The sequence below is a fragment of the Paenibacillus mesophilus genome, from assembly GCF_005938385.1.
Classification (GTDB): Bacteria; Bacillota; Bacilli; order Paenibacillales; family NBRC-103111; genus Paenibacillus_AB; species Paenibacillus_AB mesophilus.
Map to the genome: position 1 here is coordinate 38,334 of NZ_VCRA01000011.1, position 26,981 is coordinate 65,314.

Annotated in this window: 17 protein-coding genes; 11 read left to right on the forward strand and 6 right to left on the reverse strand. The window is 54.4% G+C overall.

Annotated features, from left to right (window positions below; translation table 11 throughout):
* The first annotated feature begins 215 nt into the window (after positions 1–215).
* Both FE783_RS20050 and FE783_RS20055 read left to right on the forward strand, forming a co-directional pair.
* The gene (locus tag FE783_RS20050; protein WP_138881177.1) at positions 216–1,535 is read left to right on the forward strand and encodes an ABC transporter substrate-binding protein; all 1,320 of its coding nucleotides are present in this window, start codon (positions 216–218) and stop codon (positions 1,533–1,535) included.
* 184 nt (positions 1,536–1,719) lie between these two features.
* Entirely contained in the window at positions 1,720–2,802 is a 1,083-nt protein-coding gene (locus FE783_RS20055) for a GNAT family N-acetyltransferase (protein WP_158301927.1), read from the forward strand.
* A gap of 94 nt (positions 2,803–2,896) precedes the next feature.
* Here FE783_RS20055 and serS read toward each other — a convergent pair whose 3' ends face one another.
* On the reverse strand, positions 2,897–4,180 hold the full coding sequence (serS, locus tag FE783_RS20060; protein WP_138881179.1) for a serine--tRNA ligase: 1,284 nt from the start codon (positions 4,178–4,180) through the stop codon (positions 2,897–2,899).
* Positions 4,181–4,741: 561 nt separating this feature from the next.
* Between serS and hprK the strand changes: the two genes are divergently transcribed.
* From hprK to FE783_RS20090, 6 genes are all read left to right on the forward strand, one after another.
* A complete protein-coding gene (gene hprK, locus FE783_RS20065) occupies positions 4,742–5,686 on the forward strand; it encodes an HPr(Ser) kinase/phosphatase (protein WP_138881180.1) in 945 nt (314 codons plus the stop codon).
* Between the two features lie 276 nt (positions 5,687–5,962).
* Positions 5,963–7,243 (forward strand): ABC transporter substrate-binding protein, encoded by a 1,281-nt coding sequence (locus tag FE783_RS20070; RefSeq protein WP_138881181.1) that lies wholly within the window; start codon positions 5,963–5,965, stop codon positions 7,241–7,243.
* 193 nt (positions 7,244–7,436) lie between these two features.
* A complete protein-coding gene (locus FE783_RS20075) occupies positions 7,437–9,767 on the forward strand; it encodes a hypothetical protein (RefSeq protein WP_138881182.1) in 2,331 nt (776 codons plus the stop codon).
* 121 nt (positions 9,768–9,888) lie between these two features.
* Positions 9,889–11,313 carry a N,N-dimethylformamidase beta subunit family domain-containing protein gene (locus FE783_RS20080; RefSeq protein WP_138881183.1) on the forward strand — a complete coding sequence of 475 codons (1,425 nt, stop codon included), beginning with the start codon at positions 9,889–9,891 and terminating at the stop codon, positions 11,311–11,313.
* Positions 11,314–11,562: 249 nt separating this feature from the next.
* Positions 11,563–12,867 carry an ABC transporter substrate-binding protein gene (locus FE783_RS20085; RefSeq protein ID WP_138881184.1) on the forward strand — a complete coding sequence of 435 codons (1,305 nt, stop codon included), beginning with the start codon at positions 11,563–11,565 and terminating at the stop codon, positions 12,865–12,867.
* A 145-nt stretch (positions 12,868–13,012) separates the two neighbouring features.
* Complete coding sequence (locus tag FE783_RS20090) at positions 13,013–13,921, forward strand: AraC family transcriptional regulator (protein ID WP_138881185.1); 909 nt, start codon at positions 13,013–13,015, stop codon at positions 13,919–13,921.
* 10 nt (positions 13,922–13,931) lie between these two features.
* On the opposite strand, the gene lhgO is transcribed toward FE783_RS20090, so the two are convergent.
* The gene (gene lhgO / locus FE783_RS20095; RefSeq protein ID WP_138881186.1) at positions 13,932–15,173 is read right to left on the reverse strand and encodes an L-2-hydroxyglutarate oxidase; all 1,242 of its coding nucleotides are present in this window, start codon (positions 15,171–15,173) and stop codon (positions 13,932–13,934) included.
* A gap of 48 nt (positions 15,174–15,221) precedes the next feature.
* Positions 15,222–16,433, reverse strand: coding sequence for a Gfo/Idh/MocA family protein (locus FE783_RS20100; protein ID WP_138881187.1), 1,212 nt, complete (start codon positions 16,431–16,433; stop codon positions 15,222–15,224).
* A 241-nt stretch (positions 16,434–16,674) separates the two neighbouring features.
* Here FE783_RS20100 and FE783_RS20105 point away from each other — a divergent pair, with 241 nt between their 5' ends.
* Complete coding sequence (locus tag FE783_RS20105; protein WP_138881188.1) at positions 16,675–17,436, forward strand: DeoR/GlpR family DNA-binding transcription regulator; 762 nt, start codon at positions 16,675–16,677, stop codon at positions 17,434–17,436.
* Between the two features lie 63 nt (positions 17,437–17,499).
* Here FE783_RS20105 and FE783_RS20110 read toward each other — a convergent pair whose 3' ends face one another.
* Positions 17,500–18,351 (reverse strand): helix-turn-helix domain-containing protein, encoded by an 852-nt coding sequence (locus tag FE783_RS20110; RefSeq protein WP_138881189.1) that lies wholly within the window; start codon positions 18,349–18,351, stop codon positions 17,500–17,502.
* 1,055 nt (positions 18,352–19,406) lie between these two features.
* Here FE783_RS20110 and FE783_RS20115 point away from each other — a divergent pair.
* Positions 19,407–23,135: a X2-like carbohydrate binding domain-containing protein gene (locus FE783_RS20115; protein WP_158301928.1), complete on the forward strand. Its 3,729-nt coding sequence runs from the start codon at positions 19,407–19,409 to the stop codon at positions 23,133–23,135.
* Positions 23,136–23,223: 88 nt separating this feature from the next.
* On the opposite strand, the gene FE783_RS20120 is transcribed toward FE783_RS20115, so the two are convergent.
* On the reverse strand, positions 23,224–24,186 hold the full coding sequence (locus tag FE783_RS20120) for a DMT family transporter (RefSeq protein WP_138881191.1): 963 nt from the start codon (positions 24,184–24,186) through the stop codon (positions 23,224–23,226).
* Positions 24,187–24,336: 150 nt separating this feature from the next.
* Between FE783_RS20120 and FE783_RS20125 the strand changes: the two genes are divergently transcribed.
* The gene (locus tag FE783_RS20125) at positions 24,337–25,689 is read left to right on the forward strand and encodes an aminotransferase-like domain-containing protein (protein ID WP_138881338.1); all 1,353 of its coding nucleotides are present in this window, start codon (positions 24,337–24,339) and stop codon (positions 25,687–25,689) included.
* A 32-nt stretch (positions 25,690–25,721) separates the two neighbouring features.
* On the opposite strand, the gene FE783_RS20130 is transcribed toward FE783_RS20125, so the two are convergent.
* Positions 25,722–26,975, reverse strand: a complete 1,254-nt coding sequence (locus FE783_RS20130; protein WP_138881192.1) for an MFS transporter — start codon at positions 26,973–26,975, stop codon at positions 25,722–25,724.
* Positions 26,976–26,981 lie beyond the last annotated feature (6 nt).

Genomic DNA, 26,981 nt, shown 5'->3' on the forward strand with positions numbered 1-26,981 from the left:
ACTTTAGTATAACGCGGAAAAGGAATGCGACTTGTTGGGAGGTGATGCGTGTCGGGGTTTGTGCTTAAGAGTAGTGGAAAGCTGAAAGGTGAACGTATCGCAGGGGGCACTGATTCGCAGAAGCAGCCTCAACGTCCGCATTATTTATGAAAGCGCTAACAATATCATGCAGCGGTCGCGCGGGAGTATGAACGGACCATAAGGGAGGATTACGGATGTCGGTAATTTCACGCAATGTCAAGGTGACAACAATGCTGCTGGTGTCAGCGGGGATAGCGGCCGGATGCGGCGGTAACGGCGGGGAGAAGGCAGCTGCCGTAGTGGAAAAGAAAGAGCCTTTCGAGATGTCCCTCTATGCGGCGGGTGTAAGCGTCAAGGAATTTGACGACAGGTTCAGAAAGACGCTGGAGGCGAAGTTTCCTCACATTACGTTCAAATACCGGACGAACCAGCCGGGCGCTACGATTACGGAGTTTGTGGCTCAGGGGGATATTCCGGATTTGATCAGAACCGATATCCCGACGCTGAAGACGCTTTACACCGATTTGGGAATCGCTTACGACTTGCGTGATATGGTCAAAAAGTATAAGTATGACTTGACCCGGTTCAATCCCGTATTTACACAGGAAATTATCGATGTTATGGGTACGGGTGTCATGTATGGCCTTCCCGTCCCTCCCTACTTCCCGCAGGTCATGTATTACAATAAAGATTTGTTCGACAAGTTCGGGGTCGCGTATCCGAAGGACGGCATGACGCTGGACGAAACGTATGAGCTCGCCAAGAAAATGAGCAGAGCGGACGGCGGCACGGTGTATCGCGGATTCAGTGCCAACACGATGGCGTTTTTGCGCGACAACCCGTTCTCGCATCCGATTCTGGACCCGAAGACGGATGCTCTGGCCGATCAGGAAAGATGGAAGAGCTTGTTCACGACGCTGAAACGGTTCTACGATATTCCGAACAATGCGATCGGCAAGACGGTGGCCGAAGAGAACAATGCGTTCGCCAAAGGCAATGTGGCGATGCAGATCAACCAGCACAGCGTTTATCTCATTATCCCTCCGGAAGTCAACTGGGACCTTGTCTCTGCGCCGCTTATAGCGGGAGCGCCGAAGATGATGGGACAGCGGGGACCGGCATACTGGTCCATTACGAACCAGAGCAAGCATAAGGACGAAGCGTTCCAGGTCATTATGGAGATGCTGTCCGACGAAATCCAGATGCAGGATTCCAAGAACGGCATTCCGACGACGCTGGCGAGCAGAGAGATAATGGCCGCCCTGGGTAAAGATCACCCGGTTTACAGCAAGAAAAACATGAAGTCGCTTACATTGTACCCGCCGATTGCGGCAACGCCGAAGCGCCAGTCCGGACTCGTGGACGTCGCCCTCGGCACGCAGCAAAATACGATGTCGGGTCAATTCCAGAAGTTCGCCATGAACCAGATGGACCTCAACAGCGTCATAAGAGAGGCTGACGAGCTGATCAAGAAAGAGGTTCAGAAGGAAAAGGAGAAAAAGGGCGTTAAATAAAACCGGGTGCCTACTGCAAGGCATGGGTATAGGAGTCGGGGAGGAAGGACCGTTGACCGGTCGCCCTCCCCGATTTTTTGTCCGAAGCGAAAGGGAGGCCTTGCTTGTTGAGATATGGGCTGAGGTGGCATATCATATAGAGGATAGGTAACCGATACTGCATAGTTACAAGGAGGAACGGTTAGTGGAACTGCGCCCTTACCGGCAATCGGATCACGAGCAAGTGGTAAGTCTGCATGAGCTTTCGCCCCGGGATGCGGGTGATCATCAAGGAGCTGGACAGCCGGACGATGATCTGCGCGATATCGCAGCGGCCTATACCGCCGACGGCGGCGAATTTTGGGTCGGCGAGATCGACGGCAGGATCGCGGCAACCGGCGCTTTCCGCCAAACGCCAAGCGAGACGGCGGAAATTACGCGGCTGCGCGTTGCTCCGGAATATCGAGGCCGAGGCTATGGCGGGCTCATGCTGGACAAGCTGGAGGAGCGGGCGAAGGAGCTCGGATACGAGCTGCTCCATCTGGAGTCGCCCGAAGGAGAAGAAGCCGCCCGGAAGCTGTTCGATCGTGCGGGGTATTCGATGCATGAGAGAAGAGTGGTTGACGGGGATGTTCGCCTGATGTATTTGAAATGGCTCGCTCCTCCGGAGGCCGCGAAAGAGATGACTCCCGAAGAGGAGGCGGCGTTTTATGCCGATTGGGACGTCTCGCAGGAAGTAACGGAATATGCGAAGAAGCTGCTGCGGGAAGGGGCGACGCCGGAGCAGGCGATGGAGCGGGTGCTCGCATCGGAGCTTTACGCCGTTTGGTGCGGAAAGAAACGTTGCTTCGCCGTGGGGTACGACTCACTGGAATTGTATGAGGATTTGCACAGCTCGGTTAGGTCGGATCAATATATCGGGTCTATCGAGGAAAAAGCGGCCGCCCACTTCGACGCGGCAGCGGCAACTACGTCTGAACCGGCCCCGGTCTCGGATGCGCCGGAAGAGTCGGACGAGCCCGTATTCGCGGAAATGGGAATGCGCATAAAGCCGTCCCGGCTGGCGGTAGAGATGGCGGCGTTTTCCCGTGCGGTCGGGTTGAGCCGTCCGATTCGATACATCCATTTCCTCGCCTTATTCTCGGGAGCGACAATTGTAGGGATGGAGCAGGAAGAGCTGGACCGTTTGGTGGCGAATAAAGATTTGGCCGTGGAGCTGGCCCAAGCTTTTGCCGATTTGTACGGGGATGATACGGCTGGAGAGTCTGTGGAGCGGGTTCAGGGATAGCCGCGCCACGGGAGCCGGCTATCGCGTCGGACGCTATGCGTATAGCGCTCCGGCGGCTGCCGGCTCCATCAGGCGTCTCACAAAGCTTCAAAGATTAGGGGCGATGCCGGATTTCCTCCATCCCGTACATGTACGGCCGCAAGGCGGGCGGGATATAGACCGAGCCGTCCTCCCGCTGATGGTTCTCGAGCAGCGGGATGAGGATGCGCGGCGAGGCGACCGCCGTATTGTTGAGCGTATGACAGTATTGCAGCTTGCCTTCCGTATCGCGATACCGGATGTTGGCGCGTCGAGCCTGGAAATCATGCAGGTTCGACGACGAGTGCGTCTCGCCGTAGCCGTTCCGGCTCGGCATCCACGTCTCGATGTCGTATTGCTTGTAGTTTTTTTGCCCCATATCCCCGGTACAGACGGCTACGATCCGATACGGCAGCTCAAGCAAAGCAAGCAGCTCCTCGGCGTTGGCCGTAATGTGCCGGAGCATCCGCTCCGACTCGTCCGCCTCTCCGCGGCACAATACGACCTGCTCCACCTTCGCAAACTGGTGTACCCGGTACAGCCCGCGCACATCGCGGCCGGCCGAGCCGATCTCGCGGCGGAAGCAGCTCGAGACGGCCGCGAGCCGGATCGGCTGCGACACGTCGACGACTTCGTCGGCATAATACGAGACAAGCGACGCTTCCGACGTACCGACGAGCCATTTGCCGTCGCCCGGCAGCTCATAGGTCTGTTCCCGGCCTCCGGGGAAAAATCCCGCTCCTGTCAAAGTGTCTTCGCGCACAAGCAGCGGCACGTCCATGGGCGTAAAGCCTTTCTTCACAAGCAGATCGAGAGCCAACTGCTGGACAGCCCGATGCAGATGCAGTCCGGCTCCGAGTAAATAGTAATTTCGGCTGCCGGCCGCCTTCACGCCGCGTGCGATGTCGATCAGGCCGAGCGACTCTCCCAGGGCGACATGGTCAAGCGGCTCGAAGCCGAACGCGGTGGGCGTCCCGACGCGCTCGATCTCCACATTGTCGGCGTCCGAGGCGCCGATCGGCGTATCCGGCGAAACGACATTCGGCACGAGCAGCATCAGCTCCTTGCAGCGGTCATCCAGCGTCTGAAGCCGCGGCTCCACCGCCGCAAGCGACTCGCCGATCTCCTTCGCCCGCGCTTTGAGCCGTTCGGCTTCTTCCCGCTCCCCGGCGCGCATGTGCCGTGAAACCTGCTCCGACAGCCGGTTCCGTTCCTGCCTCAATCGTTCGACATCCGCCAGCGTCCGCTTCCGTTCGTCGTCCGTGCGCAGCAGCTCGCCGATCGGCACGGTCAATCCTTTCCGCTCCGCCGTCTCCTGCAGCAGTCGTTCATTTTCCCTAATAAATCGGATGTCCAGCATTCGGGTCCACGTCCTTTTCTCGTAAAATGACAAAAAGCGCCCTTCGTCGTTTGGGACGAGGAGCGCTTGGACCCGCGGTGCCACCCAATTTGGCCGGTTATCCGGCCCGCTTGGTTCCGCGGTAACGGGGCGGTTCCCGGTAAGCTTAGAGGACGCTTGCATCGCAACGCAGGCCGAAGCCGAACGAACGTATACGAAAGACCGCTCATGGAGACGATCAACGCGAAGTCCCGGTCGCAAACGCCTCGGAGTTGGATTCTCGTCATCGGCATAATGCGCATGTTTAATTGTGCAGTAGTATACCGCACCCGGCGCGTTCTGTCAAACGGGAGACGGCACACGCGGCCCACGAGTCGTGAAACCTGCCGCACGTTCCGAGCGTATATATATCGGCCCGATAATCGGCGGGCGGTGTGACGAAAATCGCTTGCGGAACCGCTGAAAGCGGGGCATAATGAGGTAAAACTGGTCCCCCGAAAGCGAAGATAAGATTCGCGGCGTAATCCGAGTACTTTTGGGGGAGCCCCCTGATGTCATCATAGGAAAGAGGTGCAACGCCCCATGAAATCGATAACGGTTCAAGACTTGGTCAATCGCTTCCATCTGGAAATCCTTGCCGGCCATACACAGTTGCACCGGACAATAGACAAATCCCGGGTTCACCGGCCGGGGCTCGAATTCGTCGGCTATTTCGATTTTTTCCCGCAGCAGCGTGTTCAGGTGCTCGGACGTAAGGAAATCACGTATTTGCATAAGCAAACCGAGGAGGAGCGCGATTCCAGAATCGGACATGTCGTACAATACCACCCGCCGTGCTTCGTGGTGACGTGGAATCAGGAGACGGAGGGGCTTCACTACCTGATCACGCATTGTGAGAGAGAAGGCATCCCGCTGCTTCGTACGCCGGAATCGACGACGAAATGGATCGGCATGGTCGATGCGTTCCTGACGAAATCGATGGCGCCGGAAATCCAGGTGCACGGCGTATGCGTCAACGTGGCGGGGATCGGCATTTTGCTGCGCGGCAAGTCCGGCATAGGCAAGAGTGAAACGGCGTTGTCGCTGATCCGGCGCGGTCACCGGCTCGTCGCGGACGATGCCGTCGTTCTGAAGAAGTTGGGCCCGGAAACGATTCTCGGCACCCACGACGGCAAAACGAAGGAGTTCCTCGCGCTTCGCAGCGTCGGACTTATCAATGTGGCCCGCATTTACGGCCGGGGCGCATTTCAGGACGAGACCCGCATCGTGCTCGACATCGAGCTGACGCAGTGGAAAGAGAACGAGCTGTACAACGCGCTCGACGTGGAGCCGCAATTTACGACTTATATGGATGTGAAAATTCCTCATATTCAAATTTCGCTCCAGCCGGGACGCGATGTCGCCGGTCTGGTCGAAGCGGCGGCCAATAACTGGTCGCTCAGGCTGCAAGGCTACAGCGCAGCGGAGGAATTCATGCAGCGGATCGAAGCTTTTGCGCAGGCACAGCAACAGCAGCAGAAGCATTGACGATTGTTCGCATCCCCATACCGGCAGCCCTGATCCCGTTCCGTAAGAACGGGATATTTTTTGTCTGGAGATGTAGACGTCCATTTTATTCCCGGATGTTCGAGCAGAAGCGGCAAAAGTCAATATTGTACAAAAGCAAACTTCAATCGTCGGCTGAAAGGGCTTTCATAACGAGCTTGTCCTGCGCCATCTTATGAATATCCTCTAAAGACTGGAGGACGAAAGACGTGTACTGTATGGGTGTAACGCTATTTCAACAATTGAAGGGGGATTGTGATGAAACATTTCGGTCATACCGTTCTTATTGTTGTCTTGATTGCCGTTATATTGAGCGGCTGCGGCAAAAGTGCCGGCCCGGTTTCGCCCTCCGGGGACGAGAACAAACCGATCGTTGCCGAGCCTGTTACACTGACGCTGTACATGCCAGCGGCTTTTCCGATCCAGGAGTATATCGTAAGCGCGGTCAAGAAGAAATATCCCCATATCACGCTTCAGCCCGTAGTGCGGGGCGCCGGCAAGCTGCCGCAGGAGCTCGTCTCGGCGGGATCGTTCCCGGACTTGATCTACCAGAGCACTCCGTGGTATGCGGAGCTGCTGGATCTGAATTTGCTCCATGACCTGAACGAGCTTGTGAAGAAGAATAAGCTCGATCTTGCCAAGCTCGACCCGCTTGCACTGGACGCGATCAAAATGTGGGGGGCGAAAGGAGAGCTATATGCGCTGCCGTTTTACCGGAATTTCGGGGTTTTGTATTACAATAAAGATCTTTTCGATAAATTCGGGGTGTCCTATCCGAAAGACGGCATGACGTGGGAGGAGGCCGCCGAGCTCGCCCGGAAAGTGACGAGGACGGACGGCGGAACGGAGTACCGGGGATTGGATGCGAGCGGCACGTATGAAGGGGTTTCCCAAATGTCGGCCAACTTCGTGAACGAGGCGGGGAAAGCGAATCTGCAAGCGGAGAGCTTCGTCGCGGCGCTGAACAATTTGAAGACGATTTACGGCATTCCGGGCAACAAGAGGGGCAAGAACATGCAAGATTTTTATAAAGGAACGGTTGCGATGTCGGCCTTCTGGAACGTGCTCGGCAATTTCGAAGATATGTACAAAAAAGGAACTCCGATGAACTGGGACATGGTCGCGATGCCGACCTACAAGCAGGCGCCGGGAAGATCGTATCAGGTCGATTCGCACAATTTGAGCATCTCGACGCTAAGCAAGCATAAGGAAGCGGCTTTTCAGGTGATCGCCTATTTGACGTCCAAGGAGGTTCAAGCCGAGATCGTCAAGGACGGCTACGTGTCCGCCCTGACGGACCCGGAATTGGAGAAGACGTTCGGATCCAACATGCAATCGCTGAAAGGGAAAAACATCCAAGCGATCTTCAAGCTAAAATCGGCGCCACTGTACAAAGTGACGAAGTACGATCCGACCGCGCAGGAGTTTCTCGAGAAAGCATTGAACGAGGTCCTGACAGACGGAAAAGACGTGAACACGGCGCTAAGGGAGGCGAACGAGAAGGCGAATCAAAAAATCGAGACGGTCAAAGTAAAGTAATACGCGGCAGCGGCAGTCCGGGACATTATTCTAGCGTCCTAGACTGCCGCTGTTTCTTTGTGCGAATCACTCCAAACAAAATAACAAACGAAGGCGAACAATCGGGCATTCATCCTTTTGGTCCCGACCGCTATGATGGAAACGAATCGAGTTAGAATATTAGCCGAAATCAAGCACGAGGAGGGATTGGCCATTGAAGCGAAGCTTGCCTAACAAGATAAGCAGAAGAAAATTGTTGACCTTGGGCGCGGCTGGAGCAGTTGCGTTTACAGGGACTTTGTGGAGCAGAGGCACTACGCTGGGAAGCAGTGTGACGAACAACGTATACGGAAATTCAGCGGATGGCAAAGAAGGCAGTGACCGCAACGCGGCAGGCATTCGCCGGATCGCGGAAGAAGTCGTACAGGAATATGCGCAGGAAGTTTCAGAGCAGTTGGCGGATAGAGCGACATACGTGGATCGAGTAACCGATATGAAAGCGATACTTGGCTTTACAGAAGGTGAAATCGTCGTCACTTTAGGTTATTACGAGCCTGGCGACGGAGGCGGGGGCGAATATGTATTGGTCAACGATCCGTCATTGGTTGATGACGGCGGTTCGGTTCACCCTATGCAAAATGGGCTTAAAGCCAAGCTGATCGTAAAAAATAGTACGATTAACTTAAAACAATTTGGCGGAAGTGCCGGCATTCCGAACAATGTTCCCTATATCCAAAGCTGTCTGAACTATTTGGATTCATTGGGTGGAGGCTATCTAGAGATTCCTCAAGGAACTTATTACGTAGTTGCCTCAACCCGAACAATCATTCTAAAATCCAACGTGACGATCAGAGGGGTACACCGCGACTTATCCATCATCAAAATTCACGGTTCTACGGGGGATTGGGGAGAATTATTTACCCATCCCGTACCGAATAAACTGCTGCGAAATATTGCGTTCCAACATGTAACTATGGATTGCAACGTCGATAATGCCGTGACGAGTTCCGCAACGTGGAAAGCTCACCGTACCTTTATCAATGGCGGAGAGGGTTACAATTACTTGCTCGATAACGTTAAATTTAAAGGAAACGGCGTATGGATCATTAGGGCGGATATTAACAACAGTACACTGCGGAATTGCGAGGTCGTCTATGACTTCACCAACTTTCCTCTCTCGTGGTTCGATATTTCCGCTTTTTGGATTGCCGGTGAAAACAATCATATCGAAAACAATTTATTTTACAGTCAGAACTTGACGACATTCACACCGGAGACTTGCATCGAATTTCAAGGTCATAACAGTCATTGCAACGATAACATCTGTCTAGGGTTTACGAACGGGATATTGGTTACGCCGTCTACTTCCTACGATAATCAGCTCATCCAACTGGAAGCGGGCGGCCGCGGCTGCAAAATTTACAACAATACGATCGAATCCTCCAACAAAGGCGTATTCATATGGCCGATGAACCTGCCAAGCGGTTACTTGGAAGATTTGCGGGTGTATAACAACAGCATTTATATTAACGATCAACAGCAAGGTCATCCGGAACCTAACGCCGGTATTGACGTGAAGCTGCAAACGCCGACATGGACACAAACTACGCCTTTGAAGAACATAAGCTTGTACAACAATTATATCGAGTATAAGTCCCGGACCGTTTCCGACAGTCTTTACTCGGGCGATGCCGGTATCAAATTTTATATAAACGTGACGGCGAGAGGGTTGGACATTCGCAATAACACCATTGTCAACTGCGGAGGAAACGGGATCGCGCTTCATATGGATACGGGAAGCAACAACTGGATCAAGCAAGTTACGATATTGGACAACTTATTCCAAAACACGAAGCTGCCTATATGGGTGAACCGTAACGTATCGGAAGTGCTTATCAAAGGCAACGTATTCAAGCAAGATGAAATGTACGCTACGGATACAATCAATATGAAGACGACTATAAAAACGCTGAATAATGCTCATCCTTCGAATGCCGATTTCAAAATAATAGGAAATGAAGTCAGATGTGCAAACGGAGTAAAGCCGTATTACCCTATCTTTGATTTGTCCGATATCGATAACAATTCGGGATATAAATATTCGAGAGGCATGGTGCTCGAGAACAATACGCCGGAAACCAGCATGATCGTGGAACCGCCTGCCGAGCTGGGCGCCGTCACAACGGTAGCGAAAGGGCAGTACATTCGCAGACTGGACGGCAAATTATATAAGACGAAATACAACTATCCTTCCACGATAGGCAGCTTAAAGGGAGGTGACGGAAAAACGGATGTTACGATTGTGAGATGGATATCGACTTCGAAGCTGGAATTATCGGATACGACTAACATTAAACCAAATCAGGCGCTGCAGCTGGATTGGCGAATATTGTTCAAAAGCGCCGTGTTCTATGTAGAATCCATAACGGGAAATATCGTAGAAACGTCCGCGGGATTGGGTGCGGCTCTTAATACGGGCATTACGGCGGATCAAGTGGCAGGTTCCGTATTGACCTACTATACGGATTTGATAGAGGTTAAATAGAGCAGTGGATCGAACCGTACAAAATAACAAATCAAGCCGAACATTCGGGCATTCATCCTGATTGCCCCGGCGATTATGATGGATATGTGAAAAGTTTATGAGAACATAGGGGTGGGTGTAGATGCAGCATGCAACGGCACAAGAAAATTTGCTGCCGGGCACATTGGATTGGCAAATGACGCGGTTCCGATTCGATTCCGCGGATACGGTTCAAACGTCGCTGATCGCCGGGCTAAGGTCCTCGACGATAGAAGGATACGCTTCCCGCACGAGCGTCTATCCGGGAGAAACGATTGACCTTATGGTGAGCGTCCAGCCCGCCTGCCGCTTTACGATGGACGTATACCGGCTTGGGTATTACGGCGGAACCGGCGGCCGGCATATGTGCAGTCTCGGTACGTTCGACGGCGAACCGCAGCCGGTGCCCGTAGAGACGGTGGAGCGGCTGCGGGAGTGCAATTGGCGGCCCAGCACGACGCTGCAGATTCCGGACGATTGGGTGAGCGGCGTTTATTTGGTCAAGCTGACGAGGCAAACGCACTCCCGCGCGCAAAGCTATATCATCTTCGTCGTGAAACAACGGAAGAAGGCGGACGTTCTCGTCCAAATGAGCGACCTGACGTGGCAAGCCTACAACAAATGGCCCGGTTTGAACTCAATCTACGACGACGGAACGCCGCAGCTATGGTATATGGGGCCTAACGTCAGGGTCAGCTTCGATAGGCCGTATTCGAAATATTGCCAAATTGTCGATTCTCCTTTGTCCTGCGGCTCGGGCTCGTTTCTGCTGTGGGAATTTCCGCTCGCTTATTGGCTGGAGGCGGAAGGGTACGATGTCGCGTATTGCTCGAATCTCGATCTTCATGATGACCCCGGCTTGCTGGAAACGTGCAAAGTATTCATCTCTGTCGGCCACGACGAATATTGGACCAGAACGATGTATAACAATGCCGCCGCTGCGAGAGATGCAGGAGTGAGCTTGCTGTTCCTTAGCGGGAATTCGATCAATCATGACGTTATTCCTTACGAGAATCAGATTACGGGGGCACCTTTCCGCGCATTCGCCCGCAAAGAGCGGTTTCTGGACGAATACGAGCTGATGGGAGCTACGACCTTCGGTCCGGGATATGGCGATTGGACGGTATCGAATCCGGACCATTGGGCGTTCGAAGGGACCGAGATGAAGGAGGGCGACTGCATTCCGGGCTTGGTCGGCTGGGAATACCACGGTGCGCCGTTCAAGCAGATCGAAGGGTTGGAAATGCTGGCGCATAGCGAATTGGTTGGCGTAACTCCGCCTTCGGCAAAGCAAAAGCACGCCAGTCCGAGAGTAGGAGACGGCAAGCATGCGGCCGTTATATACCCGGGACCGCTCAACAATTGGGTGTTCAACGCAGGCACGATCTGGTGGGCGCAAGGGCTGAGCAATCCGCCGGGCCATATTCCTGCAAAAGGCTTCTTCGGCCGTGTACAAGGCCCCGATCCGAGGGTGCAGCGCATTACCCGCAACTTGCTCGCGAGATGCATCGGGAGGCAGAGAGACTAGAATAGGAGCGGGTCGATCCCGCGCAGGTTGTTTTGCAATCGCTTTCTAAAAGTCCGGTGAAACTTAGCGGAGGGTCTGAAATGATGCTGGAGAAGCGCCAGCGGTCGCATTTGTTTCCGGATTTTTACCGATTAAGGGCTTATTGAATCAAAAAATCTGGGAACAACGGCGATCGGAAGCATATTTCAGACCTGCAGCGGAGTTTACCGGACTTTTATATTAGCTTTCTATGAGCCAAGGAGGATTGCCATGAGAAAAGAATGGGTTGTAATGCTTGCCGCTATAGGGGTGGCGGCGACTGCCGCGGGCTGCTCGGGCGGCGGCGGGAAAGAAGCCGACCGGTCGAATACGGCTCCCGCCAAGCCGGCGGAAGTCCAGAAGCCGCTCGAGCCGGTCACGTTAAAGGTGCTTGCACCCGATTCGTATCTGAATGCAGCCGATTTCCAGGCGCTTGTTGCCGAGCCCGTCAAGAAGAAGTATCCGCATCTTACCGTCGAGAAGATTACGGGAAATTTGGTCGATCTTCTGACTGCGCGAACGCAGCTTGACTTTTGGGTCTCGTATAACGGCGAATTGTCGAATCATCTGGATCGGGGCATTTATACGGATATTATTCCGCTCGCCAAAAAACATAATTTCGACTTGAACCGGTTCGATCAGGCGGCGCTCGATGTCATCAAGCAGTATTCGGACAAAGGGGAGCTGTACGCGCTTCCTTATGCCGAAAACGTAGTCGGCTTGTATTACAATAAAGACCTTTTCGACAAATTCGGGGTCGGCTACCCGAAGGACGGGATGAATTGGGACGAAGCGATCGAATTGTCCAGAAAGGTGTCCCGCCAAGAGGCCGGCATCGTGTACTCCGGTTTGCAATCCACGGGGCTTTCGCTGATTTCCCAACTGTCGCTCCCGTATATCGATCATAAAACCGAGAAAGTGCTTGTAAATAGCGAGCCGTATAAAAAAGCGTTCGAGCTGGGTAAGACGATCTATTCCGTCCCGAACAATTCGCACTTCGGAACGCTGCAGGCGATGTACGACCGATTCATGAAGACGAAGACGCTCGCGATGATATCGCCGCAGGGCAACCTGTTCTCGATGCTGAAGGATGTACCGGACATGAATTGGGATATCGTCCAGAAGCCGTTCTACAAGGAGCTTCCGAACATAAGCGGCTGGTACAATCTTCATCTGATGATCCCGACCAAGATAAGCAAGTATCCCGACGACCAATTGCGGGTGATGGAAGTACTGTTCTCCGATGAAGTGCAGACGGCGATGGCCAGGAAGACGGCGAGAAAATCGGCGCTCAAAGATCCGAAGTATGTTCAAATGTTCGGTGCGGATATGGTGGAGTTGAAGGGGAAAAATGTAACGGGCATGTTCAAAGGCAAATCCGGCCCGGCTCCCCAGCTGTCGCGGCATTTCAGCAAAGCTACATCGCTCATGGAGGCTGAATTCGCAAACGTAGTGAAGGATGGCAAAGACATCAATACGTCGCTTCGCGATCTGGAAGACCAGATCAAGCAGTATATCGCATCGCAAGGAAAATAAGCCGTAGCTTTGAACGAACATGCCGGCCCGGACTGCAGCGGGCTTGCGTGTTCGTTATTTTTTTGCATGACAACGGTTTGGGTACGTATGCTAGAATGGAAGCACAGGTTCACCATGAGAGAATAACGGGGGCAGGGGAGCTTTGATGCGCGGTTTGAAAGAGTATGCCAGCGAGTATGCCAAGATGGCGTTCTACAAGCCATCGACATTAGAGAAAGCGATCGGCATTTGTCCGATATTCGCCGGTCGAATGGTAGCGAAGCCCCATTATCAGACGATACCGCGAACGTACCCTTACTTTATCATTCAATTTATACTGGACGGACAGATGATGTATAGAGCAGGCGGCGAGTCCGTGTTTCTGGACAAGGGGGACATGTTCTGCCTGTTCCCGGACGTGATCGCCCAATATGGCGTCATTCCGGAGAAGCCGCAGCTTCAATTGACCTGGTTCGGCTTGGAAGGGGAAGGCGTAAGGGCTTTGCTGCAGAGCGTGGGATTGACGGAGGAGCAGCCGTATATACGCAAAGTATGCATACCCGGCATGCCGGGTATGCTGCATCAGCTTCTGGACGAATTCCACCTGCTGAAGTCGGGCAAAGGCAGCTACTACCGGTGGAAAAGCAAGCTGTACGAAATATTCGACCATCTTGCCGCCTCCAACCCTTCCCGTCAGCTGCAGGCGCGGGAAAGAAATTCGTATGAATGGGTTAAAGACAGCGAAGCCTTTATGGGAATGCATTACACCGAGGACATTACCGTTCAGGATGTGGCCGATTACGTCGGGATTCATCGCTCCCACTTCACCGTGGCTTTCTCCAAGCTGTTCGGCATTTCGCCGGGGCAATATTTGCTGCGGCTGCGAATGACGAATGGGGCGCGAATGCTTGAGGAAACCGACTTTTCGATTACCGAAATCGCGCTCTCCCTCGGATACTCGGACATATTCGCCTTTACCCGGGCATTCAGTAATTATTACGGAAAGTCACCCAGTCTGCATCGAATGAACCATCGGGTGCAGAACGACAGCCCCGGTTCGACGCCGGAGCGATAAACCGGATCGTCTAGCCGGACACTGGATTGTCAGCCGGTCGGGCAGCCGGAGATATTCCCGTCCGTTTCTCCTCGATTTGATCGGCCACATATTCGGCAAACGCCAGCGAGCAAGTAAATGCGGGCGATACGGCATTCAAAATATGGATCGACCGGTCATCGCCCTCCAGCACGAAATCCTGGACCAATTCAAGCGTAGCTTTATCGAGCAGCTGGGCGCGGATTCCCGGCTGCATGAAGTCGCCGAACGACCGGGCATCCAGCTCTTTAACCATCCTGGACGACAATCCGATGAAGTTCGATTTGCGGTACTTCTTGATTTCCTCATAGGCAAGCCGGCGAAAATGAAACGAATTCGTAACGAACAGCTTCGCCTCATAATAAAGGATTTGCAGAAACTCGCCGATCCGGAACCGGTGCCATCCTTTATAGTTTTCCCGCCAAAAAGCCGGAATGGCGGTCGGACCGATCTTGATGCCGCCATCGACCGTTTTCGTAAAATGAACACCCAGGAAAGGGTTGTTCAAGTTGGGTACCGGATAAATGTTCGTTCGGACGTCGGTTTTGTTTTTGGCATATTTCAAGTAGATTCCTTTGAAAGGAATAATGGTGTATTTGGTCCCGAAGCCGAAGTCGTGTGCGATCCGATCGGCATACAGCCCGGCCGAATTGATGAAATAGCCGAAAGTGAAATTGGTTTTATTCGTCTTAACCGTATGCTGGGCATGACTGATGTACCGAGTTTCGAAAAAGAAGTCTACGCCGTACGACATCGCTTCCTTCTTCAAGCATTGGCACACCTGTACCGGATCGACCGACGCGGTGTTCGGAGAATACAGCGCTTTCTTGTACGTTCTCGCATTCGGATCGATTAGGGCGGCTTCTTGTTCGTTCACCCAGAGGAGCTCGACGCCGTTCCGCTCCGCACGCCTCTTCAGCTCCTCGAGCCCTTTCAACTCCGACTCGTCCGCCGCGACGACCAGCTTGCCGCAATAGTTGATGCTCAAGCCGTGTTCCTCGCAGTATTGCTTCATGGCGCGGTTGCCGTCGCGGGTAAATCTCGCCTTCAGACTGTCCGCCGTATAATAGAAGCCGGCGTGCAGAACGCCGCTGTTCCGTCCGCTGGCATGGCTCGCGACGTCCGGCTCCTTCTCGATCACCGCAATCCGGGCGTCCGGCTCCCTCAGCTTCAGCTCTCTTGCAATCGTCAGACCGATAATACCGGCGCCGGCGATCAAATAATCGTACCGCATTTGGACTATCCCTCCATCATCGCCGGCTTGTCTCGATCGTTCCGCGAGCTATTGCCGGTTTCTGCGAAAAGAAATGAAGTCGACCGGTTTTCCTTGCGACTGAACGGACTCCACGGACAGCGGGAATACGGAGCTCCAGGACACCGCATCGTATACGTCGATCAAAGGCCGCCGGTTCTCGGCAATCGCCGAGGCGAATTCGTCCAGGACGAAGAAATCGCTGCCGCCGTGTCCGGTCTGCTCGATTTCGTTCCGCCACTTCCGCCACAGCTCATGCTCGAACGATTCCGAATAGTTCCACAGCGATTCCCATTTCGCCTTCGGCTCTTTCGGGATGTGCGGCGAAAAGCCGGGAGAGAGACCTTTGATCCAGACGATAGGGTCTTCATCCTGATGCCTTCCCGCCAAGAAAGCGCCGTTCGCCCCTTGCAGGCCGTAATGGGTTGCATTCATCGGGCGGGCGGACTTCACGTCGTACCGGAGTTGGATCAGCACGCCTTTTTTCGTTTTGATCAGCGCTACGGCGGAGTCGCCCTGCTGCCAATAGTCTCGATCGGCCCCGGGGTGGTTGTCGCCGAACAGCTCGCGGAAATAGTGATGATTCGCTACTTCCTTTGATACGAGAGAGGTCATCGATTCGAACTCGTCTCCGCCTTCTTTGTTCACGTTCAGCCAATGAGCGATCGGACCGAGCGAATGCGTGGGGTACACCATTCCGTTGAAATCTCTCCGCAGACGCCCGCGCCAAGTCAGAGTTCCTTCCGCATCATGCATCAAATTCCGTACGTCGTGGATGTACGCGCCTTCGGCGAATGAAAGCTCCCCGAATACACCGGAATGGGCCATCCGGGCAACCATCATATTGGAGCGGGTAAAGACGCAGTTCTCGGCCATCATATAAGTCAGGCCGGTTTGTTCCACCGCTTCCACAAGCGCCCAGCTCTCTTCGATCGTAGTCGTTGCGATGACTTCGCACAGCACATGCTTGCCTGCGCGCAGCGCCCGAATCGACTGATCCGCATGCAGAGTGAACGGGGTCGCGAGAAAAACCGCATCCACGTCCGGACTTTCCAGCAGACGCTCGTAGCTGGAAAAGGTGAGGAGGTCGGGGCGCTCCTCTTTCCATTTGCCGACCAGCTCTTCTCTTTTGTCGCAGAAGGCGACGAGTTGTATTTTGTCGGACAAGGGAGCGAGCACTTTGAGAAAGGCGGAGCCCCTGCCGCCGCCAACGATAGCGAGTCTTACCGGATTGCGCGCCAAATGTTATACCTCCTGACTTTTTGATCGATATGGTTTGTTCCGCCCCTATCATAAACTTTTTCCGCCGCGGGATGAATGTCACATTGTTCGGTCGGGATTGTCATTTTGTGCGCTTCGGCTCCGGTCGTCCGCTATAAGTTGACAAACCTTATGCCGAACTTTAGTCTAACAATAAGTGAATCGAACGAAAAGCGAATACAAATAAACACGGATATGCGCAAATTATGAGGAGGTTCGTTCATTGCTGGCAGCGGAGAGGAAAATACGCATCGTCGAATATGTGAAGCAAAATCGCGTCGCTTCGGTCGCGGCGCTTGCCCAGGCGTTCCAGGTTCATGAGGCGACGATACGCCGGGACTTGGCGGAGATCGAGCAGGAGGGGCTGCTGAAACGAACGCATGGCGGCGTTATTGTCGATCAGGGGGCGAACAGCGAGCCGTCCTTCACGGAACGGGCGCACGAGCAGCTGGAGCAGAAGCAGCGGATCGGCAAACGGGCGGCCGAGCTCGTCGAGGACGGGGACCACATTATTTTGGATTCGGGAACGACGACGCTGCATATTGCCCAGCATCTCGTGGACCGTTCGAATATTACGGTCGTAACGAACGATATGAACATCGCCGCGGAGCTGCGCGACTCCAAGGGCATTTCCGTCATCGTGACGGGAGGCTCGTTGTATCATTCGAGCTACATGCTGAACGGGATGTTTACGGACCATGTGCTGTCGACGCTCCATGTGCAGAAAGCGTTCATCGGCACGCCGGCGATCCATTCGAAGTACGGCCTCACGCACCCGGAAGCGCAGCTCGTGCCGACGAAGCAGGGAATGATCCGCGCCGCGCAGGAAATTATCGTCGTGGCCGACGATACGAAGATCGGAAAAGCTTCGCTGCACGCGGTCGCTCCGATTCACGCGGTCCATACGTTCATTACCGGAGCGGAAGCGTCGGAGGCGCAAATCAAGCTGTTTCGCGACGCCGGCGTCAACGTGATATCGGTATAAAAAGTGCGGCCCGATTGCCGGAATCGGGCCGTTTGCTGTTTGCGGCACGTCCGCCTGTATCGATTAGCCGCCGAACCTTTTGCGGAAGTCTTTCGGGCTCATGCCCAGCGACGCTTTGAACACGCGTCCGAAATGGGACAAGCTTTCGAAGCCGACGCTTTCGGCTACCTCCGTCACGTTCATCTCCCCGGCCGCGAGCAGCTTCTGCGCTTCCTTCAGGCGCACGAGGTTGACGTATTCCACGAACGAGAATCCCGTCACTTTATTGAAAATGCGGCTCAAATAATGCGGATTGATATGGAACAATCCGGAAAGCAGCGTAAGCGACAGCTCCTCCGCAAAATGATCGTTTATATAGGCGGCGACCGAAGCGACGCGCTCGAACATCGGATTGTCCGGCTCGGTTCGCGACAAGGCGTTTGCCTGCTCTCGTATGCACCGGCCGGCGAACAGCAGCAGCTCCATGAGCGTGATTTTGATATAAACCGGAGATTCGGGCGACTGCAGCTTGCTTTCTTCGAGCAGTCTTTCGAGCAGACTTTCGGCAACCGCCTGCTGTTTGATGTTCAAGCGGATGACCGGCTGCTCGAATACGGACCGGTGGTCCCAGCCGGAGCTTTCGAAGATCGGATCGAGGAAGCCGTCGCGATAATGAATCAAAATCCGTTCGTGGCCGTTCGTTATATTTTGCGTTTTGTGCAGCACATGCTTGTCGATCAGCACGAGGTCTCCGGGCTGGACCCGGTACGTCCGGTCTTTGATAAAGTAATACCGTTCTCCCGAGCACATGTAATAGATTTCGTATGCGTCGTGGTAATGGTTGAGCGGCATATTGAACGGAGCGGTCCGGTGCGCCTTGTGGATGGAAAAACCTTTCGGCACCGGGTTCAACCGTTCGCTGGACGGTTCGCGCATTGGTGAGGAGGCCTCCTTTCCGGTGATTGCCGAGCTGCATGAAGACAAGAAATGTATAGGAAATGGGCGGATTCAACAAGAATCAAGTAGATTCTGTACGTATTATTACATTTAATCATAGCAGAGATAGCGAAGGATGAACAGGCGGGGTAGAGGGCGTATCGTATTCGATTTTCGTCCGCATCCACTTCATCCACGCTATTATAGTTCAAATTTTTTTGAACTAAAATTAACTATGTATTCTATCATTCCTTACACTATAATGTATTGTGGAAAATAGCGAAATTTGTCACTTTGGGAGAGGAAGGCAGCAGGGTATGGGACTTAATTGGAAAGGAACTCGATTTGGAGGAAGAGGGGTTTCGCTGTTATTATGCTTTGTTTTGGCTCTTGGGGTTCTTGTGCCGTTTGGAGGACAGCGCGCGTCAGCTTCTATCGATTTTGAGCAAGTTGGCGGGGATATAGGGTCACCCATGACTCCGGCATTGTTTCCATCAATAATGGAATACAACGGCGAGCTGTATGTTGCGACGTTATATTCAGAACTATCCAATCCGACGGTGAGAGTGTTCAAGTATACCGCGCCAACATGGACGGACATATCCGGAGCCGGTCTTCAAGAATCACCTCAAGTATTACCAGTCGGGACAGGCATGACTCCCAGATTGGTTGAACATAATAATGTGTTATATGCTTACTGGACGGAAGGAATTGGACTTAACGCGAAATTACGGGTGAAAAAGTATGAAAATGGAAACTGGCCCTTGGCGGACGGCGGGACAGGATTGAGCGTTGATAGCAACTCAGCCACTTCAGGCGCGTATATGATTAGCTATGGCGGGGCGTTGTATGCATTTTGGAATGAAACTCTGCTGGCACCCAATACACAAGTTCGTGCCAAAAAATTAGTCAACGGCGTATGGGAATCTGCGGACGGTGGCGTCCCGCTGGGCAATTTGATCATTGGCGGGACCTCATCGCCGATCGCTGCTGAAGTTTTTAATAATGCTTTGTACGTGGCATGGACAGAAGGCGTTAATCTACGAGTAAAACGTTTGGGTAACAACGGCTGGGAGTTTGTGGACGGAGGCGTTTTAAGCGGTACTGTGCCGAACGTCACAGCTCCAATCTTGCGCGCGCTTAACAACGAACTTTTTGCAATGTGGCTGGACGGTCCCCAACTTAAAGCCCAAAAATATGACGGATCAGATTGGGTAGCCGTAGAAAACGGGCTGAATCCGGTCATAAATCCGGTCATAATTCCGGTCATGAATCCGGTCATGGTAACCGCAAACGGAACTTTGTATGCCGCATATTATCAAGTGGTGCCCATGCCCAACCGGCTTTTTCCAAGCATAGTCTTGAAGCGATACGATGGCTCCGCATGGGTAACGGAAAGCGATACTTTGGAATCCCTACCCAATCCGTTTGATATGTTCGTGTATAATAACGAACTGTATATCGCTTATAACAATATGTTTTCGCTGCAGGCGCGAATCGTTAAAGCGCCCAACACGCGCACAATCAGTCCGACAACGGCCGAATTCGACAAGAAGGTTCCGGCAAACGTTTCGTTGACGATGTCGGCGTACGGATACGGACTGACGAGCATCACCGACGGTGCCACTCCGCTATCAGGAACCGATTATACTGTGAATGGGACTGCGGTGACGATCAATTCCTCGTACTTGTCTTTGTTGCCGCTCGGACCAAAGACGCTGACGTTCAATTTCGGCGTAGGTACGCCGCAGACGCTGACCGTTACGATTACCGATTCTACCGATCCGCAAATCACGCCGACAACCGGCACGTTTGACAAAAATGTAGCGCAGCAATCACCGTTGAATGTGACGATGGCTACATATGGGAAAACGCTGTCGAACATCGCCGATGGCTCGACGCCTCTTGTGCAAGGAACGCATTACAACGTCAACGGCAACACCGTTACACTGAATAGCTCCTATCTGGCAAGCTTGCCAGTCGGCACGAAAGTATTGACGTTTAACTTCAGCGCTGGCGCGCCGCAGACGAATACGATCACGGTAATCGACACAACGCAAAACAGCATTATCACGCCGACAACCGGCACGTTTGACAAGAACATCGCGCAACAATCATCGTTGAATGTGACGATCGCTACGTACGGCAATACCTTAGCGAACATTTCCGATAGCTCGACGCCGCTTGTGGAAGGAGCGCATTACAACGTCGATGGCAATACCGTTACACTGAATAGCTCCTATCTGGCAAGCTTGCCCGTCGGCACGAAAGCATTGACGTTCAACTTCAGCGCAGGCGCGCCACAAACGTACACGATTACGGTAATCGACACGACGCCAGGCCCGCAAAACAGCATCATCACGCCGACATCCGGCACGTTTGACAAAAATGTAGCACAGCAATCACCGCTGAATGTGACGATGGCTACATACGGGAACACGCTGTCGAACATTACCGATGGCTCGACGCCGCTCGTTCAAGGAACGCATTACAGTGTCAATGGTAATACCGTTACACTGAGTAGCTCCTATCTGGCAAGCTTGCCTGTCGGCACGAAAGCATTGACGTTTAACTTCAGCGCAGGCGCGCCGCAGACCTATACGATCACGGTAATCGACACGACGCCAGGCCCGCAAAACAGCATCATCACGCCGACATCCGGCACGTTTGACAAAAATGTGGCGCAACAATCGCCGTTGAATGTGACGATGGCTGCAAACGGGAACACGCTGTCGAACATTACCGATGGCTCGACGCCGCTCGTTCAAGGAACGCATTACAGTGTCAATGGTAATACGATCACGTTGAACACTTCGTACCTTGCAAGCTTGCCGGTCGGAACAAAGACGTTGACGTTCAATTTCAGCGCAGGCGCGCCGCAGACCTATACGATCACGGTAATCGATACGACGGTAGGCCCGCAAAACAGCATCATCACGCCGACATCCGGCACGTTTGACAAAAATGTGGCGCAACAATCGCCGTTGAATGTGACGATGGCTGCAAACGGGAACACGCTGTCGAACATTACCGATGGCTCGACGCCGCTCGTTCAAGGAACGCATTACAGTGTCAATGGTAATACGATCACGTTGAACACTTCGTACCTTGCAAGCTTGCCGGTCGGAACAAAGACGCTGACGTTCAATTTCAGCGCAGGCGCGCCGCAGACCTATACGATCACCGTAATCGATACAACGGTAAACCCGGTTCCTAATGCGCCTGTGCTGGTATCGGCTGTTGCAGCCAACCGGCAAGTAACGCTATCTTGGACTCCGGTCAACGGAGCGACCGGCTACAAAGTGTACCAAACGGTCACATCGGGAACATACGGCAGCAGTACTCCAATCACAGTTGGAGGATCGGTATACGGCTATACATCAACTGAATTAACGAACGGAATAACGTACTACTACGTCGTGAAAGCAATGAACAACGCCGGCGACAGTGTAGCGTCGAATGAACTGAGCGCCAAGCCGTTTAGCGCAGTCGTGTACCCGTCAGGCAGCGTGACTCCTAACTCGGGCGTCAACGTGCTGGTCAACGGCAAGGCCGAGCAAACCGGCACAGCGACGACAACGACGGTGAACGGTCAGTCGGTGACGACGGTCGCGATTGATCCGGCGAAGCTGCAAGAGCGGTTAGACGCAGCCGGACAAAATGCGGTCATCACGATCCCGATTACCACGACATCGGATGTAGCAGTAGGCGAACTGAACGGACAAATGGTTAACAATATGGAGAAAAAGCAAGCGGTAATCGAGATCAAGACCGATAGCGCGACCTACACTATTCCGGCCGAGCAAATCGACATCAATGCGATTTCGGCGCAACTGGGACAAAACGTAACGCTTTCCGACATCAAAATCCAGATTGAGATCGCCAAGCCGACGGCAGCGGAAACGACCGTTGTGCAAAATGCGGCAAAAGCAGGCGAGTTCAGCCTCGTACTGCCGCCTCTGGAATTTACGGTGCGAGGGGTGTACAATGGCAAAACATTCGAGATCAACAAGTTCGACGCCTATGTAGAACGGACGATTGCGATCCCGGACAATGTAGACGCTTCGAAGATTACGACGGCCATTGTGGTTGATCCGGACGGAACGGTACGCCATGTGCCGACGCAGATCGTCAAGATCGACGGCAAGTATTACGCTAAAGTGAACAGCTTGACGAACAGTATTTATTCGCTCGTATGGCATCCGATTACGTTTAAGGATGCAGAGACGCATTGGGCGAAAGACACCATCAACAACATGGGCTCGCGCATGATTGTAAACGGAGTAAGCAATGGCATGTTTAACCCGGATCAAAACATGACGCGTGCGGAGTTCGCAGCGGTTATCGTACGCGGTTTGGGACTGAAAGCCGAAAGCGCGGCAACGTCGCCGTTTAAAGATGTGAAGAGCAGCGACTGGTTCAGCGGAGCGGTGCAAACGGCGTACGCGAACGGTCTGATCGGCGGATTTGAAGACGGCACGTTCCGTCCGCAGGAGAGCATTACGCGCGAGCAGGCGATGGTCATTATCGCCAAGGCGATGAAGATTACGCAGCTGCAAAGCAAGCAAGGAAAATCTCCGCAAGAGTGGACGCCGTCGACCAGCGACTTCACGGACCGCGCAGCGATTGCGGATTGGGCGACAGCAAGCGTCGAGGACGCCTTGAAAGCCGGACTCGTAACCGGCCGCAACGGCAGCAAGCTAGCGCCGAAAGATACGGTAACCCGTGCGGAGATTACGGTACTTGTACAGCGGCTGCTGCAAAAGTCGCAATTGATTAACTGAAACTAATTTGATAGTGACTAGGGCTATTCCATAGATCGTCAAAGACGGTTTATGGAATAGTCCTTTTTCCAATTTTTGCGCCCGCCGCTTACCCCGCCCTGCCTTCCCGAACAGTGTCCTTACGCTCCGGCGCTTTCACGCCGCGCTTGCCGGTACCGAGCAGGTTCGTCCCGAGAACACCCGCTACGATAAGAACGGCCCCGACGATATGGTATACCTCCAGCCGCTCCTTCAAGACGAACACTCCCGCCATCACCGTAATAAGCGTCGCCAAGTTGTTGAACGCGCTAACCTTATAAGCTTCCAATCTGGACAAGGCATAATTGGACAAAAACGAACTGATCAGCGAAGACATGACCCCCAAGTACACGATGGACATTGCGAACAGCGGACTGCCGAACGGCTCAAAGTAAGTCGACAGCGTCCCCTCCGAGACGTGCCGGGCGAGGGACATCGCATTGAAGGCGATGAAGCCGATCAGCGACATCATGAACGTCATGTCGGTTACCGGGAGTGACTGCGCCATCTTCCGCGCCAGCACGCCGTAGCCGGCCAACGAAAGGGCGGCCAGCGCCATAAGAGCGATTCCTGCAATGGAAGCCGCTTCGAATCGGGTTCCTTTCATAACGAACAGGTAGACGACGCCCGCGATCGACAGCAGCACCGACAGCTTCTGCCACGTGCCGGGACGCTCCTTTAGCAAGATGACGGCCATGATCATCGTAAAGGCGGGTACGATCGCCTGCACGATTCCGGCTTCCGAAGAGGACGTATACGAGAGGCCGAACGTCTGGAGCGTGAAGAATAGGACCGGATAGAACAAGGCGAGCGGCAGAACGGTCAACAGCCGGCGGGGGCGGATCCTCAGCCGAATCCATCCGCAGCAGACGGGAACGGCAGCGGCAATCAGCGAAATCGTAAACCGGTGTGCTAGCGTATCGAGCGGGGATGCCGCCGTCAGCGCGAATTTGACGAAGATGAACGAGAAGCCGATAACGAAAGCGTATAAGACGACAGCCGCATAGGCTGTGCTGTTCCGGTTTGCTGTCATGGTACGAGTCCTCCTCTTTGAATAAGGTAAACATGCCGGCTGTGCACGGGCCGAAGCTATAGCCTTTATAGTATAGGGTCCGCCTATTTGCTACAATATGAAAAAAAGCCGTCTGTATCGATACAGATGGCGGCGAAGCAGGTGAAGCCGGTGCACAAATATATGCGGCTGTTAAACGAATTGGAGCTGCTGATCGACGGCGGCCCTTATCGGGAAGGCGACAAGCTGCCCTCCGTTCGGGTACTCGCCGGGCAATACGGCTGCAATGCCGGTACCGTCGTACGCGCTTTGAACGAGCTGGAGAGAAGGCACTTGATCTACTCGGTGCCGAAGAGCGGCTATTATGTGGTCAAGCGGGGAGCCGGAAGCGGGACCGCGAAGGCGGAGACATTGGATTTTGCCGCATCCTCACCCGATCCGGATGTGTTCCCGTATTTGGATTTCCGGCATTGCATCAATAAGGCGATCGATACGTACCGGAACGAGCTGTTCGTATACGGCACGTCGAAGGGACTTCCTTCCTTGCTGCCGGTTATCCGGAAAGACTTGACGAACCATCAGGTGTTCGCCGCGGAGAGCCGGATCTTCATTACGTCGGGCGTCCAGCAAGCTTTGTCCGTCCTTGTGTCGATGCCCTTCCCGAACGGCAAGACGAAAATCGTGGTCGAACAGCCGGGCTACCATTTGTTCGCGGATCAATTGGAGACGCATCGGATTCCGGCGATCGGCATACGCAGAACGGCGGAAGGCATCGATATGGAGGAGCTGGAGCGGATATTCCGCACGGAGGACGTCAAGTTTTTTTATACGATGTCACGCTTCCACAGTCCTCTGGGATGCTCTTATTCCGAGGCAGAGAAGAAGAGGATCGCGGAGCTGGCGGAGCGGTACGATGCGTTCATCGTGGAGGACGATTACTTGGCCGATCTGGAGACGAACGGCAAGTCCGACCCGATTTACGCTTATGACGCCGCGTCCCGCGTCATTTATTTGAAGAGCTATTCGAAAATCATATTCCCGGGCTTGCGCGTCGGAGTCGCCGTAATTCCCGATCCGATGGCCGAATCGTTCGCCCGGTACAGACGGCTGCTCGATATCGACAGTTCCATGCTGTCGCAGGCGGCGCTGGAAATCTACATGAAAAGCGGAATGTTCGAACGCCACAAGCAGAAAATCCGTGATTCGTGCACGAGCCGGTCCCGCCTTCTCGCATCCGCTCTGCTGCGTCATGCGGGTCAAGGAAGGGAGACGTTCCGTTACACCCCGGCACGATCGCCTGCCGTTCATACGCATATCGTGCTGAGCGGCAACGTATCGGTTCCCCGGCTTGCCGCCCGTCTGAAGAAACGGGTGATTATCGTGGAGCCGATCGACAAGCATTATTTGACGGATTATCCGAAGGAGCCGATCTTGAAGCTGAACGTCTCCAATGTCAAGGAGAGCGATATCGAAGGCGGGATCGATGCGATCATGGAGGAGCTCGCGAAGATGGTGCAGCAGTGAGAGAGGGGCGGCATGGACGAAGGGGAGACGGCTCACGCCGATCCCGCGATATCCGAAGCCGCGCGCCGCTGCCGGCGGGGAATGTGCCACAAGGCGATCGCCGCGAAGATGGCGGCGCTGCCGATGTAGGCGGGCACGAGGCCGCCGGCCCAGCCCGCGAGCGCGTAGGAGGCCGCCGGGCCGATGGCCGAGCCGAGGTCGGTCGCGACCGAGTAAGCCGTCATGACGGCGACGACGGAGGCGGTGCGGGCGGCATCCGAAGCGAGCGCGTCCATGAGCGTGGAGACGGCGGTGCCGGCGATCATGACGAGCAGCACGGCGGCGAGCCACAGCGCGAACGGCAGCGGCCACGGCATGAGCGCGAACCCGGCGGCGGAGGCGAGCAGAGCCGTGACGAAGAGCGGCAAGCGGCCTCTCGGGCCGTCGGACAGCCGCCCGAACCACGAGGCGAGCAGCGGCTCGGACGTCCAGCGTACGGCTTGGAGCACGCCGGCCAGCGCGGTACCGGCCAACGCGATGCCGAACAGCGCCTGCACGCCGGAGTAGTTGGAGTCGATTACGAGACTGAGCGTTGCGGTCAAAATCGACTGCAGCACCGAGAGGACGAGTCCGGTTGCGATCGCTTTCCTTACCGCAGCGGACTTGTACCAGACGCCCGGGGCCGCGCCGGTTTGTGCGGCGGCTGCGGAAGCGGTTGTACGCGGAGATTCCGCGCGGTCGCGCTTCGGCATGAACAATCCGATTGCGGGCAGCCCGGCCAAGGCGAACAAGCCGAATGCGAGAGCGACGGGAGCCAATCCGAAGACGGGGGCCAGCAAGCCGCCGAGCAGCATGCCGAAGAGGCTGCCGATCCGGGATATTCCGTTATACCGCCCCATCCAGCGGCCGCGGTTGGAATTGTCCGAGTAGGCGATGACGGACAGGAATCCGCCCATCCGTAGTAGCGACCACGCAATTCCCCAGACGGAGCGGAGAACGAGCCAAGCGGCGAAGCCGTGGAACAGCCCGTATCCGGCCGTCGTCAGCGCTCCCAGCAGGACGGCGACGACAAGTCCGATGCGCAGCGGCATTTTATTGTACAGCCAGCCGATAAGCGGATTGAGCGGGAGACGGACGAACCGGTTGACGGACAGCAGAATGCCGACCTGCCATAAGGAGTCGAGTCCCGCTTCTTTCCAATAGATCGGCAGCACGACATAAAGCATCGAATCGCCGAGCAGGCAAAATGCCGTCACCACGGCTACAAGCGTGATCGGTCTCTTGGTGTTTCCGTGCGTACTCGTCATCTGCAG

Bases quoted from the DNA above. Each gene is read 5' to 3' on its own strand.
- FE783_RS20050 (WP_138881177.1), top strand. From the start codon at position 216: ATGTCGGTAATTTCACGCAATGTCAAGGTGACAACAATGCTGCTGGTG.
- serS (WP_138881179.1), bottom strand. From the start codon at position 4,180: ATGCTGGACATCCGATTTATTAGGGAAAATGAACGACTGCTGCAGGAG.
- hprK (WP_138881180.1), top strand. From the start codon at position 4,742: ATGAAATCGATAACGGTTCAAGACTTGGTCAATCGCTTCCATCTGGAA.
- FE783_RS20070 (WP_138881181.1), top strand. From the start codon at position 5,963: ATGAAACATTTCGGTCATACCGTTCTTATTGTTGTCTTGATTGCCGTT.
- FE783_RS20080 (WP_138881183.1), top strand. From the start codon at position 9,889: ATGCAGCATGCAACGGCACAAGAAAATTTGCTGCCGGGCACATTGGAT.
- FE783_RS20085 (WP_138881184.1), top strand. From the start codon at position 11,563: ATGAGAAAAGAATGGGTTGTAATGCTTGCCGCTATAGGGGTGGCGGCG.
- FE783_RS20090 (WP_138881185.1), top strand. From the start codon at position 13,013: ATGCGCGGTTTGAAAGAGTATGCCAGCGAGTATGCCAAGATGGCGTTC.
- lhgO (WP_138881186.1), bottom strand. From the start codon at position 15,173: ATGCGGTACGATTATTTGATCGCCGGCGCCGGTATTATCGGTCTGACG.
- FE783_RS20110 (WP_138881189.1), bottom strand. From the start codon at position 18,351: ATGCGCGAACCGTCCAGCGAACGGTTGAACCCGGTGCCGAAAGGTTTT.
- FE783_RS20120 (WP_138881191.1), bottom strand. From the start codon at position 24,186: ATGACAGCAAACCGGAACAGCACAGCCTATGCGGCTGTCGTCTTATAC.
- FE783_RS20130 (WP_138881192.1), bottom strand. From the start codon at position 26,975: ATGACGAGTACGCACGGAAACACCAAGAGACCGATCACGCTTGTAGCC.